Genomic DNA, 12,977 nt, shown 5'->3' on the forward strand with positions numbered 1-12,977 from the left:
ACTTACTACGCCGGTTCCATGGTGCACATAAGCGGATGTTGATTTTTTCGTGCATATTGATTTACCTGCATCACTTTAGTTTCAGCAATTTCAGCGGTGTAAATGCCGCAAACCGCTTTCCCCTGATAATGCACCGTAAGCATTATTTGGTTAGCCTTCTCAGAATCAAGGTTGAAAAAACGTGTGAGCACGTCGACCACAAAATCCATTGGCGTGTAATCGTCGTTGTTCAACAACACTTTATACATTGGAGGCGGCTGCGTTTTCTTCCGCTGCGCTTCCCGGAGTTTTTCTTTTTCGATACTGATCGCGTTGTCTTTGCTCATAGTAATAGGATAGTGCTTAAGCTTATATTACGCAGAATTTTTTCTTAAAGATTAATTCTGCAAATTACGCTTGACATTGTGTGGTTAAAATATCTACAGTTTCTAATGTACCTTCATGAAGTGACGCATGATTGTGCATTTGCCCTTCAAAATCTATTGTGGGGGCATTACTGTATGAGTTCAAGGATTAAGAGGAAGTCGAAGTATGGCGGTTGGTAAAGTTAAGTGGTTTAACAACGCAAAAGGGTTTGGATTTATCGTTCCGGAAAATGGCGGTGAAGACATCTTCGCTCATTATTCAACCATCCAAATGGAAGGTTATCGTTCGTTGAAAGCGGGTCAGGATGTGACCTTTGATGTGCAGCAGGGCCCTAAAGGTCTTCATGCTGAAAACATCGACGTGAAAGACGAACCAGAGCGTTAAAATCCAAAGCAAATAACGCCAAAAAGCTTTTACTGTTGCTTACAGTGGAAGCTTTTTTATTTTCACATACATAAATTATACGTCAATAGCGTCTTCTCTCCTGCCCATAGTCTTCGTTACCGTTATCTAAATCCACCGCAGTCTTACCTATTTGACTAATTATTTAGTGCTAGACAAAAGCTTCACTAATTCATTACATTGACCGTATAATGTCTTTTTCTCATTAACTAATGCAAAACAACTCACTCACTATCCATAATCCAATTTATTATGATTTGGGCGGTGTGTTCGCTCCTTCTATGGATGTGGTCGAACGTGTCGATAAGCAGTTGCGAACACATTTTTCCTGGCAGTCTTGTCAGCACCAGTATGCGTACATGGCGTATAATTTTAGTTATCTTGCTTTGCACATCCCAAAGCTTTGTTACATGGTTGATACGCAGCACGTGATGATCAAAGGTGTGTCTGTTGAGATATCCCTTAATTTGTCAGTGAGGATGAGCGGTAATATTTGCTTTGAATACCGTTACCACATTGATGATGTTCAACCTGGTGCCATCGAAGGACTGGTTGAAGCACTTCAGTGTTATATCAACCTTTCCTATACGCGCTATCTAAAGCGTATCGACGCATATAAAAATGCCATGACGAAGATCGCGCAACCTGACATTGATGAAGACGTGCCAGCCATTCTTGACCATTGTGAGCGCTTAGAAGAGATACAACACAAAGTAAAGCAATTAAAGGATTTTCAGGCAGACAGCTATTGTTATCCCTATCAGCACGGCCGGCTTTTGTTTGCCTGTGAGCCCGACGCTACCGGTATCAAAGAGTCATTAATGAATGAAGCCTTTTCGGCTTCAGCGACGAGTCTTGATAATGGAAAAATAATGTTGGGTACCTGGAAAACCATTATGATGACCAGCGAGGCTGAACAGGCTACATTTTTAAACCTTTACACAGAATCACTGAGTCGGTTTTTCCAGTGCCAGACCTGGATTTTTCAGTGCGAGCATCGGCTTAACGAAATCAACAAAAACATTGATGGCGAAGCTCACAGCTATTCGTTGCTGAACAAGCAGGCCAAAGAGATTGAGTCTTTTTATTTTGCGTGCAACAGAGAAATGATTAACTTTGATAATCTGAGTATTCCCTTTAAAAATGATGATTACACCTTTTTGGTAAGTTCAATCAATAAGGCGATAAAACTTGAAGGTCATATCGCGCAGACCTACAAGCACCTGAATGCCGTTAAAGAGCATATTAATCTTGCCAAACTTCATATCGACTCGCGCACTGAAAAACACGCCAAGTTGCTCAAGCTACTGATGGGCTTAAATTTGTCTGCAGGCATTGCGTCTTTGATTCCGGCATCTCTTGATGGTGACATCGCCAAAATCAGCTCATCTATGTTGCCACCTATTGTTTGGGTCACATTTGCATTAATCGCGTTTACCGTTCTGATGATAGAGTTTAGAAAGCGGAATTAGAAACGGGTACCAGACAAGCTGTATGATATGCATGAATACTATTGAAGATGTATGCGCATATAAACAAAAAACCCGGCTTTTGCCGGGTTTTTATATGGTAACAGGTATTATCCCAAAATCTCGTGCAACGTCTTACTCGGAGACATGGCCTCGTAGACCTTCTTAGGATCCGGGTAATAGTAACCACCAATTTCCTGAGGTTTGCCCTGAGTGGCATCGATTTCTTCAAGTACCTTATCGATATTCTTCTCAAGCTTCTCGGCGATGTCTTTAAACTCAGCAGCCAGTTCCTTATCTTCGGACTGATTTGCTACTTCCTGCGCCCAGTAGAGTGCCAGCCATACATGACTGCCCCGATTGTCCAGCTCACCGGCTTTGCGCTTTGGCGACTTGCCATTATTAAGCAGAGTCTCGGTGGCTTTATCAAGGGAGCGCCCGATGATTTTCGCGCGCAGGTTATCATTCTTGATAGCCACATCTTCCAAAGACACAGCAAGTGCAAGAAACTCACCCAGTGAATCCCAACGCAGGTGACCTTCTTCGACAAACTGCTGTACGTGCTTAGGTGCTGAACCACCTGCACCGGTTTCATACAAACCACCGCCGGCCATCAACGGTACAATTGACAACATCTTGGCACTGGTACCCAATTCCAGAATCGGGAATAAATCAGTCAGATAGTCACGCAGAACATTACCCGTAACAGAGATAGTATCCAGACCACGCATTGCCCGTTCCATGCTATAACGTATAGCGCGTACCGGAGACATAATCTGAATATCAAGGTCGCTGGTATCATGCTCCTGAAGATACTTATTAACCTTCTTAATCAGCTGTGAGTCATGCGCGCGCTCATCATCCAGCCAGAATACTGCTGGCATACCAGATTGACGGGCACGGGTTACAGCAAGCTTCACCCAGTCCTGAATAGGCAGGTCTTTCACCTGACACATCCGCCAGATATCGCCTTCTTCAACCTGGTGCTCCATCAGGACATTTCCGTCCTGATCAATAATCTGTACGCTACCGTCACTTTCCATTTCGAACGTTTTATCGTGGGAGCCGTATTCTTCCGCTTTTTGCGCCATCAGACCAACGTTGGGAACTGTACCCATGGTGGTGGGATCAAACGCACCATGTGTTTTACAGAAATTTATTACTTCCTGATATATGGTCGCGTAGGTACTTTCCGGAATCACTGCCTTGGTATCATGCGGCTTTCCATCCGGCCCCCACATCTGGCCTGAATTTCGAATCATAGCTGGCATCGAGGCATCTACAATAACGTCACTGGGGACATGTAAGTTAGAGATACCTTTATCTGAATTGACCATCGCGATAGGCGGACGATTGCCATAGCAGGCATTGATATCGCGCTGAATTTCAGAACGCTGAGACTCTGGCAAACTCTCAATTTTGTCATAAACACTGCCCAAGCCATTGTTCGGATTCACGCCCAGCTCGTCGAACAGCTCACCATATTTATCAAATAGTTCTTTGTAGAATACTTTTACGCAATGACCAAACACGATGGGGTGTGACACTTTCATCATGGTTGCTTTAACATGCAACGAAAACAGAATATTGTTTTTCTTGGCATCTTCAATCTGTTCCTCAAAAAAGTCACAGAGTGCTTTTTTACTCATGAACATGCCGTCAATAACTTCGCCTGCCAACAAGTCTACTTTAGGCTTAAGGGTTTTTTTATTGCCCTGTTTATCAGTAAACTCGATGGAAACATGTCCATCTTTTTCAATCGTGGTGGATTTTTCACTGGAGAAAAAGTCACCGCCACGCATATGCGCTACGTGAGACTGAGAGGCCTGGCTCCATTCACCCATTGAATGAGGGTATTTGCGAGCAAAGTTTTTCACCGCTGTAGGAGCGCGACGATCGGAGTTACCTTCACGTAACACCGGGTTCACTGCACTACCCAACACTTTGCCATAGCGCTCACGGATTTCCTTTTCTTCGTCGCTTTTAGGGTCGTCAGGAAACTCAGGAATATTGAACCCCTGTGCCTTCAATTCCTTTATAGTGGCGCGTAGCTGCGGAATTGAGGCGCTGATATTGGGGAGTTTGATAATGTTAGCATTAGGATTTTGGGTCAGTTCACCAAGTTGTGCTAATGCATCCGGAACCTTTTGTTCGTCATCCAGATAATCAGAGAAATTCGCCAGAATTCGCGCTGCTAAAGAAATATCACTTAGTTCGATATCAATGTCTGCAGAAGCTGCAAACTTTTCGATAATAGGAAGCAACGAGTATGTCGCCAACATTGGCGCTTCGTCGGTCTTGGTATAGATGATAGTCGACTTGGCTTTGGTCATTATATACCTCAATGTTTTCGGTACGCCGGTACCGTATTAATCCGTTGGTTGCATAAACCCATACCCGCCCGGGCTGGTTTGTGCATCGTCCGGCATGGTTAAAAAATTGCAGAGCAAAACGCTGATGCGTACCCGCCTCGACCCATGACCAGCAAGCAAAATGACAGTCAGATACCCGAGCAATACATGCCGCGTTCATTAGTATAGGGACGAAAAATTTAGTTACAAGTCATACCATTGTCGCACGGTCAAGGATCAGACTAATGTCAACAGGTCCGAGTAGGCAGACTGGTAAATGTATCTGCAATACGCCCCTCGTGTTGATCAAGTTCTGTTAAACTAGAATACCTGACTCAATCAATTGGAAAAATCAATGCCCCCTAAACCGCACTGTGTTGTGTTGTTTAACAAGCCGTTTGATGTGCTGTCCCAATTCACTGACGCAGAGGGGCGTGCCACCCTCAAAGATTTTATTCCTATACCACAAGTATATGCTGCCGGCCGGCTCGACAGAGATTCCGAAGGCCTGCTGATACTGACAAATGACGGTAAACTTCAACATAAACTGGCTAATCCGGCTGCTAAAACGAGCAAGACATATTATGTTCAGGTCGAGGGAGATATTGATTACAAGGCTATACGCCAGTTAAGCGAAGGTGTTACTTTGAAGGATGGTCCCACACTGCCGGCAAAGGTTAAACGAATAGAAAATCCCCAATTATGGGAGCGCCATCCCCCGGTCAGATTCCGCAAACACATTCCTACATCCTGGCTAAGTATTACAATTACCGAAGGCCGCAACCGCCAGGTCAGGCGAATGACCGCCCATGTCGGTTTTCCCACACTTCGGCTTATCCGCTATCGCGTGGGCAGCTGGACCATTGATGGCATCGACAACGGCGCCTATCTAAAATTCGATCTGTAGCATGCTTGAAATTCCCAGTATGCAGCCCTATTAAACCGCCCTCACCCCGTGCTTTAAGGGGTATTTTTTGTTAGAATCCGCATCCTTCAAACAGACACTACGATGAGTAAAGAGAATACGGTGACCGAAAGCACAGCATCTCAGCCAACGCCTGAACAACAAAAAGTCATTGTCGGTATGTCCGGCGGTGTCGACTCTTCTGTTTCTGCCTATCTGTTACAACAACAGGGTTATAAGGTAGAAGGCTTGTTTATGAAGAACTGGGAAGAGGATGACAACGACGAATACTGCGCCGCCGCGGAAGATCTCGCGGACGCACAGGCCGTTGCCGATAAGCTGGGCATTCATCTGCATACCATTAACTTTGCCGCCGAATACTGGGATAACGTGTTTGAATATTTTCTTGCTGAGTACAAAGCAGGCAGAACACCGAATCCAGACATCATGTGCAATAAAGAAATTAAATTTAAAGCATTTCTTGAGTTTGCCGCTGAGGATTTGCACGCCGATTATATTGCCACCGGCCACTATGTACAGCGCCGCCTCTCAGACGGTAAGTGGCAGATGCTAAGAGGGCTGGATAACAACAAAGATCAAAGCTACTTTTTGTATACCCTGAGTCAGCGTCATATTGCAAAAACCTTGTTTCCGGTAGGTAACCTGGAAAAGCCTGACGTGCGCCGGATTGCTGAAGAACAGGGTTTGGTGACTGCTGATAAGAAAGATTCCACCGGTATCTGTTTTATTGGTGAACGTAAATTTAAAGATTTCCTGGCGCAGTATTTGCCTGCACAACCCGGCAACATCGAGACACCTGAAGGTGAAGTGATTGGTACCCATGAGGGGCTGATGTATCACACCCTCGGCCAGCGCAAAGGCTTGCATATCGGCGGTCTGGCCGAATATGGCGATGAGCCCTGGTATGTGGTTGATAAAGATGTAGAGCGTAATGTTCTGATCGTAGGACAGGGCGCCAATCATCCGCGGCTTTTTTCTGACGGTCTTACCGCGAATCAGATTCACTGGGTGAATAGAACACCGCTTTCTGGTCCAATCAGGGCGTCGGTTAAAACCCGTTATCGTCAGGAAGATATTCCCTGCACTATTACACCTTGCGGCGATGATACGCTCACGGTAATTTTCGACTCGCCGCAAAAAGCGGTGACCCCTGGCCAGTCGGCCGTATTTTACCAGGACGAGGTGTGCCTCGGTGGTGCGATTATCGAGAGTTATATTCGCTGATGTTAGAACCTGAAATAGAACAATATCTGGCCCTGGCTGGCGTTTGTCAGGCGGCTGCTCTGGTAAAACAAGTTGCCCGCAATGGTAATGTCGACAAAGTCGCGTATGAAGCCAGTCTTTCCAGTATTCTGGTCACTGATCCGGAAAGTCCGCAGCATGTGTTTGGCAACCTGGATAATTTAACTGTCGGCTATCAGACATTGCTGGGCCAGTTATCAGATAAATCAACCCACAAAGACACTGAGCTTACTCGCTATATTGCCAGCTTGTTGGGTCTTGAACGAAAGCTGGCGGCTAAGCAGCAGGCATTATCTGAATTAGGTCAGCGTATCTCACATGTGCAGCGGCAGCTGGCTCACGTCAGCTTTGAAGATGCTCAGATAGCAGGGTCGCTGGCAAGTATTTACTCTGATATCGTCAGTCCCCTTGCCCCCCGTATTCAGGTGGCCGGGAACCCTGATCATTTGCGTCAGCCGGTAAACCAGCAAAGAGTGCGCGCACTGTTGCTGGCCGGTGTCAGGGCAGCGGTGATGTGGCGTCAGATGGGGGGCCGACGCCGGCAAATTTTGTTTAATCGTAAACGCATCGTAAGCAGTGCTACGCAGGCACTGAAGTTAATTAATAGTTGAGGAGCATGTTAAGGTGGAACTGACTCAGTTAACCGCTATTTCCCCGGTCGATGGCCGTTATGCCAGTAAAAGTGAGTCTTTACGCGGAATTTTCAGCGAATTTGGATTGCTGAAATATCGTGTTCAGGTCGAGGTACGCTGGCTGCAGATGCTGGCCAGCAATGATGCTATCAAAGAGGTGCCTGCCTTCAGTGATGCGGCAAACCAGAAGCTCGATAGCATTATAGATAACTTTTCGGTGTCTGATGCCACCCGTATAAAAGATATCGAAAGTACGACAAATCATGATGTTAAAGCGGTTGAGTACTTTCTGAAAGAACAGGTTGCTGACAACCAGGAATTACTCGCCATCAGTGAATTTATTCACTTTGCCTGCACCTCAGAAGATATCAATAACTTGTCCCATGGTTTGATGCTCAGTCACGCCCGGGATGAAGTTATTTTGCCTTACTGCGATAAATTAATCAGTGAGCTAAAGCGTCTGGCCCGGGAGAATCGTGAAGTTCCTATGATGGCCCGGACTCATGGTCAGCCTGCATCCCCTACGACTATGGGTAAAGAGATGGCGAATGTTGCAGTGCGTTTGCAACGCCAGCGAGATCAAATTGCCGCTGTATCGATATTGGGTAAAATCAATGGCGCAGTCGGTAACTACAATGCGCACTTGTCTGCTTATCCTGATGTTGACTGGCACACGCTGTCACAGCAATTTGTAACCAGCCTCGGCTTAAGCTGGAACGCCTATACTACCCAGATAGAGCCCCATGACTATATTGCCGAACTATTTGACGCAGTGGGTCGTTTCAACACAATTCTGATAGATTTCGACCGTGATGTCTGGGGCTACATCGCATTGGGACATTTCAAACAGAAAACCGTGGAAGGTGAAATCGGCTCATCCACAATGCCGCACAAGGTAAACCCCATCGACTTTGAAAATTCAGAGGGCAATCTTGGGCTGGCGAACGCGATATTTGACCACCTTGCCACTAAACTTCCTGTTTCTCGCTGGCAGCGTGATCTGACTGACTCAACGGTGTTGAGAAACCTCGGGGTGGGTGTTGGCTACTCGGTGATTGCCTATCAGGCTTCGTTAAAAGGGATCAGCAAACTGGAAGTCAACGCGCAAAGCTTGCTAAACGAGTTGGACAATAACTGGGCGTTGCTGGCTGAACCTATTCAGACCGTTATGCGCCGTTATGGCATCGAAAAGCCCTACGAAAAACTAAAAACGCTGACCCGTGGCAAGCAGGTTAATGCTCAGGCTATCAGTGAGTTTATCGACACTCTGGAAATGCCAAACCATGCTAAAGACGAGTTGAAGGCATTAACGCCTGCCTCGTATATTGGTGATGCTATCCGCCTGGTTGATGAACTGCTTAAAGATTAATTAGTTTTCTGTTGTCATCTTACCGGGTAAGAAATTACTAATTATACCGGTGAGATGACAATATCATGCAACAGCAGAACCACCCTCCCCACACGCACAGACAGCATGCATATTTCTGTTTAAGATATTTACTCGGTGCAATATGTCTGATGGTTATATCCCTTGTGCCGCTGCAATATACTTTAATTCAGTTAACTGACAAGTTGATTATGCTGGTTGTTGTATTCGCTACAGTCACTTCATTGTGCATTTACTATATGCATAAATTTACTGACAAAAAGAGGCAAAGGGTTAATGTATTATCGGAGCCTCCCGCAAGACAAGTCTGTCGTTTTCAGACTATACCCTCCTCATATAAACACCTGTTAGCATCGCAGACCTGGCCCGTTAGCAGGGTTAGTGTGCTATTTGCGGATCTTCAGGGTTACACCATGCTTGCACGGGCCCTGGGCGATGAAAAGACCGTTGCGGTATTGCACCGGCTGTATTGTGAGTTTGACACTTACGGTATGAAGTTTGGCATTACGAAGATAAAAACTAACGGCGATGAATATATGGCCGCTGCAGGGCTGGCAAATTCAGATAACAGCAATCCAATATACCCAAACAGCGAAACTCGCTGCCTATCATTTGCGTTTTCTCTGCTGACGATTATTCGTACTTTGAACCAGGATTGTAACCAGGATCTATCGATCAGAGTTGGCATTGCAACCGGACCGGTGACTGCCGGCTTTATTGGTCGATATGGTCGTCAGTTTGATATATGGGGTAGCACAGTCAATCGGGCATCAAGGTTAGAGCGAACAGCCCGCGCAAACACAATTTGCATATGTGATACCACAGCTGAACGTGTGTACTGTAACGACTAGAGAAATAAGGACACGACCCGCACTTGGGCTATCCGCTACCTGTGTATCGTTGGTATAATAAAATTTTACTCTGCGGATGTGCGTTTTGTATTTATCACCAGACTTTGATGCCAGCGACTTTTTAACTAAGCATTGGCAACAAACCCCTCTTGTTTTACGTCAGCTGCTCCCCGGTTTCAGCGATTTTCTGGATGAACATGATTTAGCCGGGCTCAGTGAAGACGACGATGTAGATAGCAGAATTATTCAATATCTTGAGCAGCAGTGGCGAGTCACCTCGGGCCCATTCGATGACTTTGAGCCCTTATGCCGCGGCCAATGGACATTACTTGTACAGGGGGTGGATCGCTACCTGGATGAAGCTTCGGATCTGATGAGAGCCTTTGATTTTATCCCGTATTGGCGAATGGATGATTTGATGGTAAGTTTTGCTAATGCAGGTGGCAGTGTAGGCCCTCACCTTGATCAATATGATGTTTTTCTCATTCAGGGTAAAGGACAGCGCCATTGGCGGGTTGGCAAACCCGGTCATCATAAAGCCATATTCCCCCACCCTCAGTTGTCACAAATTGCCCCCTTCGATGCCTGTATCGATGTGGTTTTAAACCCTGGCGATGTCTTGTATATACCACCCGGCTGGCCTCACGAAGGCATTGCGTTGAATGATTGCCTGACCTATTCGGTAGGATTCAGAGCCCCTGATCAACAGGCTTTGCTGAACGTCCTGCCCGACATGCTGGGGGAGTCATCCAGCACGCGATTCAGCGACCCCGGTCGCCTGCCCGCAGCAAAACCGGGTGTGGTCAGTAATGCAGAGCTTGTGAAATTAAAAGATTTGTTGAAAAGAGCACTTGATAGCGACAACTGTGATGAGGCATTACTGCGGTTTCTCAGCGACCAACATCTACCTGATGCTATACCAGATCATATGGTTGACGCCAGTGAGATAGAAATGCTGCTCGCTGAGGGAGCAACCCTTGTTCCGGCGCCGGGATGTCGTCCTCTTTATCAGCCCGCCGCTCACATGCTGACTTTCTATATAAATGGTGAAAAATTTGCGTGCGAACAGCCGTTTGTAGATATTATGATGCAGTGTATTGAGGGTACTCCTATATCCGCACAAATGTTAAATGTAGCATCGGTGGAAAAAAACTGTACATTTTTTGGTCTTTTAGCTAACCTGATCAACAAGGGCTATTGGGCTATAAAGTAATCCACCCAGCAGTGAGCCGGATTCTACATAACACCACACATTTGCAGAATACGGATCAGGTTATGGCATTTAAGGTCGAACAGGTCGACTGGCAAAGCGCTAGTCATCGTCTCATTGAGCTTCGTGAACAGGTTTTCGTACTGGAATGGCAGCTTCCACGGGAAGCTGAATTCGATAAAGATGACGAAACTGCCCTGCATATTATCGTCAGCGACACCGACAACAAAACTATCGCCACCGCACGTTTAAAACTAACCGGTGAAATCGGTCGGATTGCGATTCGTATGGGTTATCGCAATATTGATGTTTATAAACAACTATTCGGCGCCCTGGTGACTCTGGCCTATTCTTTAAATATTGATACATTGACGATGAACTGCGACTTAAATACCGTCACTCATCATGAAAGCCTGGGATTTGTTTGCAGTGGTGCTGCATTTATGGAGGCCGGGATTGCCCGCCAACCCATGAGTTGTCCGCTTTCAGCGTTCAAATTACCTGATGCTGAACATCTCCACTAGCTTCTGGCGAATTTAAGCATAACAGAATAATACTAAACGTCTTTATCAGCAGCCGCTAAATGCAGAATTATGCGCCTTTTCATACTTAATTTATTAAATTCAATGGTAAGAGAAGCACTGGTTCATTCAAACCAGTGACTTATACCGTATTCTCTTTTTTACCAGCGTTGATTGATTAATTCCAAGAGAAGCAGCTGCTGCTCTGGTAGAGCCGTACATTTTTATCGCATGGGCAATCATTTTTTGTTCAAGCTTTGCGACTTGTTGATTCAAATTCCCTACAAAATCAATAGCGTCATTGGTGGGTTTAACCGCCAGTATCGAAGAAGGTAAGTCTGTAGCCCGTATTTCCTTTTGTTCTGTAATAAGAACAAGTTGCTCTGTTAAGTTGATTAATTCCCGGATATTGCCTGGCCAGCGATATTTCAATAAAACCGCCGCCGTGTCAGGATCTAAACACTTTTGCATTCCATACTGTTTAGCAAAGTGTTTTATGTAGTAATTAAGTAAGGGAACAATTTCATCCTTACGATCTTTTAGCGCGGGCAGTTCCAGGGGAATGGTTTGTATTCTGTAAAACAAGTCCTCTCTGAAAGTTCCGCCTTTTACCGCTTCTGAAAGATCATGATGAGTTGCAGTGATAAGTCGAAAATTTGTTTTCCTAAACTGCGTCGCACCCAGTGGTAAAAACTGACTTTCTTCAAGAACTTTTAACAACTTAACTTGCAATGAAAGTGGTAAATCGCCGATTTCATCTAGAAACAGTGTCCCACCGTTAACAATATCGAGTAGGCCAGGCTTCCCTTTACTACTCGCTCCTGTAAAAGCACCTTTTGCATAGCCAAACAATTCGGCTTCAATTAAGCCCTCCGGCATTGCTGCACAGTTTAATGACAAAAATGCCTGGTCTGATCGTAAGCTATTGTCATGGATATATTGAGCCAGAACTGTTTTACCAGTCCCCGTTTCGCCCTGAATGAGAATTTTTGCATCTGTGGGTGCGACGCGTTTTGCCAGACTGTAACACTTGCAGGTTTTTTCGCCGGCGAAAAATTCAGTTTTCTCGTCAAAACATGTCGTTTTCCTACCGTTTTTACTGTTAACAACTACCGGGTTTTGTTGCTGTTTTTGACGCTGATTATACTTCACTAATGATGTCACATTTCGTACTGAACTAACGATATATTCCAACTTTCCTTTTTCATCAAACATGGGGTTAGCCGATACGACAATCGTTTGGTTTTCTCCTAGCGAATAAGCATGGGTAACCGTCTTCCCCTCACGCAGTACCTCTTGCCAAAGCCCGTCATTGACTAACTCCTCGACATGCACACCCGTTACCTTTTCCCGCTTGAGCCCGGTGAGAGATTCGTATGCCTTATTTACCGAAAGTGTTCGACCCTTGTTAGACGCTATATGAATGCCATCGGGTATGGCGTCCAGTACAACCTGTAAGAGTTTCTTATTTAAAGAATTCATTTAACACCTTTGCCGTAGTTGAGCTGGTGAACAATTTTATTTAATAGGTATAAAAATTTTTGCCTTACATGAAATACTTCACAGTCGCATTACGCCTGAAAAAACATACGACTAACATTATTAACAACATAAAACGTGT

The 12,977-nt window shown here is 45.4% G+C and carries 12 protein-coding genes; 9 read left to right on the forward strand and 3 right to left on the reverse strand.

Annotated features, from left to right (window positions below):
- Positions 1-5 precede the first annotated feature (5 nt).
- Positions 6-326 (reverse strand): ATP-dependent Clp protease adapter ClpS, encoded by a 321-nt coding sequence (clpS, locus tag F458_RS0103115; protein WP_018981917.1) that lies wholly within the window; start codon positions 324-326, stop codon positions 6-8.
- Between the two features lie 205 nt (positions 327-531).
- Between clpS and cspD the strand changes: the two genes are divergently transcribed.
- Positions 532-750 (forward strand): cold shock domain-containing protein CspD, encoded by a 219-nt coding sequence (gene cspD, locus F458_RS0103120; RefSeq protein ID WP_018981918.1) that lies wholly within the window; start codon positions 532-534, stop codon positions 748-750.
- A gap of 230 nt (positions 751-980) precedes the next feature.
- Complete coding sequence (locus F458_RS0103125) at positions 981-2,240, forward strand: hypothetical protein (RefSeq protein WP_156824147.1); 1,260 nt, start codon at positions 981-983, stop codon at positions 2,238-2,240.
- Positions 2,241-2,347: 107 nt separating this feature from the next.
- On the opposite strand, the gene F458_RS0103130 is transcribed toward F458_RS0103125, so the two are convergent.
- Positions 2,348-4,570, reverse strand: a complete 2,223-nt coding sequence (locus tag F458_RS0103130) for an NADP-dependent isocitrate dehydrogenase (RefSeq protein WP_018981920.1) — start codon at positions 4,568-4,570, stop codon at positions 2,348-2,350.
- 373 nt (positions 4,571-4,943) lie between these two features.
- Here F458_RS0103130 and F458_RS0103135 point away from each other — a divergent pair, with 373 nt between their 5' ends.
- The 7 genes from F458_RS0103135 to F458_RS0103165 all read left to right on the forward strand — a co-directional run bounded on the left by F458_RS0103135 (position 4,944) and on the right by F458_RS0103165 (position 11,359).
- Positions 4,944-5,495, forward strand: coding sequence for an rRNA large subunit pseudouridine synthase E (locus F458_RS0103135; RefSeq protein ID WP_018981921.1), 552 nt, complete (start codon positions 4,944-4,946; stop codon positions 5,493-5,495).
- A 102-nt stretch (positions 5,496-5,597) separates the two neighbouring features.
- A complete protein-coding gene (gene mnmA, locus F458_RS0103140; protein WP_018981922.1) occupies positions 5,598-6,737 on the forward strand; it encodes a tRNA 2-thiouridine(34) synthase MnmA in 1,140 nt (379 codons plus the stop codon).
- Positions 6,737-7,366, forward strand: coding sequence for a high frequency lysogenization protein HflD (hflD, locus tag F458_RS0103145; RefSeq protein ID WP_018981923.1), 630 nt, complete (start codon positions 6,737-6,739; stop codon positions 7,364-7,366). Before mnmA ends, hflD begins: the two co-directional genes overlap by 1 nt.
- Before the next feature lie 13 nt (positions 7,367-7,379).
- Positions 7,380-8,756, forward strand: coding sequence for an adenylosuccinate lyase (gene purB, locus F458_RS0103150; RefSeq protein WP_018981924.1), 1,377 nt, complete (start codon positions 7,380-7,382; stop codon positions 8,754-8,756).
- A 257-nt stretch (positions 8,757-9,013) separates the two neighbouring features.
- Positions 9,014-9,625 (forward strand): adenylate/guanylate cyclase domain-containing protein, encoded by a 612-nt coding sequence (locus F458_RS20825; RefSeq protein ID WP_269745189.1) that lies wholly within the window; start codon positions 9,014-9,016, stop codon positions 9,623-9,625.
- Positions 9,626-9,710: 85 nt separating this feature from the next.
- Positions 9,711-10,838 (forward strand): JmjC domain-containing protein, encoded by a 1,128-nt coding sequence (locus F458_RS18955; RefSeq protein WP_018981926.1) that lies wholly within the window; start codon positions 9,711-9,713, stop codon positions 10,836-10,838.
- A gap of 62 nt (positions 10,839-10,900) precedes the next feature.
- On the forward strand, positions 10,901-11,359 hold the full coding sequence (locus tag F458_RS0103165; protein ID WP_018981927.1) for a GNAT family N-acetyltransferase: 459 nt from the start codon (positions 10,901-10,903) through the stop codon (positions 11,357-11,359).
- Between the two features lie 126 nt (positions 11,360-11,485).
- On the opposite strand, the gene F458_RS0103170 is transcribed toward F458_RS0103165, so the two are convergent.
- Entirely contained in the window at positions 11,486-12,838 is a 1,353-nt protein-coding gene (locus F458_RS0103170; RefSeq protein ID WP_018981928.1) for a sigma-54 interaction domain-containing protein, read from the reverse strand.
- Positions 12,839-12,977: the final 139 nt, after the last annotated feature.

Origin of the sequence: Salinimonas chungwhensis DSM 16280, from assembly GCF_000378185.1 — a bacterium.
Lineage (GTDB): Bacteria > Pseudomonadota > Gammaproteobacteria > Enterobacterales > Alteromonadaceae > Alteromonas > Alteromonas chungwhensis.

Excerpts from the sequence above, each read along its gene's own strand:
- F458_RS0103130 (WP_018981920.1), bottom strand. The coding sequence starts at position 4,570 with ATGACCAAAGCCAAGTCGACTATCATCTATACCAAGACCGACGAAGCG.
- F458_RS0103170 (WP_018981928.1), bottom strand. The coding sequence starts at position 12,838 with ATGAATTCTTTAAATAAGAAACTCTTACAGGTTGTACTGGACGCCATA.
- cspD (WP_018981918.1), top strand. The coding sequence starts at position 532 with ATGGCGGTTGGTAAAGTTAAGTGGTTTAACAACGCAAAAGGGTTTGGA.
- F458_RS0103135 (WP_018981921.1), top strand. The coding sequence starts at position 4,944 with ATGCCCCCTAAACCGCACTGTGTTGTGTTGTTTAACAAGCCGTTTGAT.
- F458_RS0103125 (WP_156824147.1), top strand. The coding sequence starts at position 981 with ATGCAAAACAACTCACTCACTATCCATAATCCAATTTATTATGATTTG.
- F458_RS20825 (WP_269745189.1), top strand. The coding sequence starts at position 9,014 with ATGCATAAATTTACTGACAAAAAGAGGCAAAGGGTTAATGTATTATCG.
- clpS (WP_018981917.1), bottom strand. The coding sequence starts at position 326 with ATGAGCAAAGACAACGCGATCAGTATCGAAAAAGAAAAACTCCGGGAA.
- hflD (WP_018981923.1), top strand. The coding sequence starts at position 6,737 with ATGTTAGAACCTGAAATAGAACAATATCTGGCCCTGGCTGGCGTTTGT.
- F458_RS0103165 (WP_018981927.1), top strand. The coding sequence starts at position 10,901 with ATGGCATTTAAGGTCGAACAGGTCGACTGGCAAAGCGCTAGTCATCGT.
- mnmA (WP_018981922.1), top strand. The coding sequence starts at position 5,598 with ATGAGTAAAGAGAATACGGTGACCGAAAGCACAGCATCTCAGCCAACG.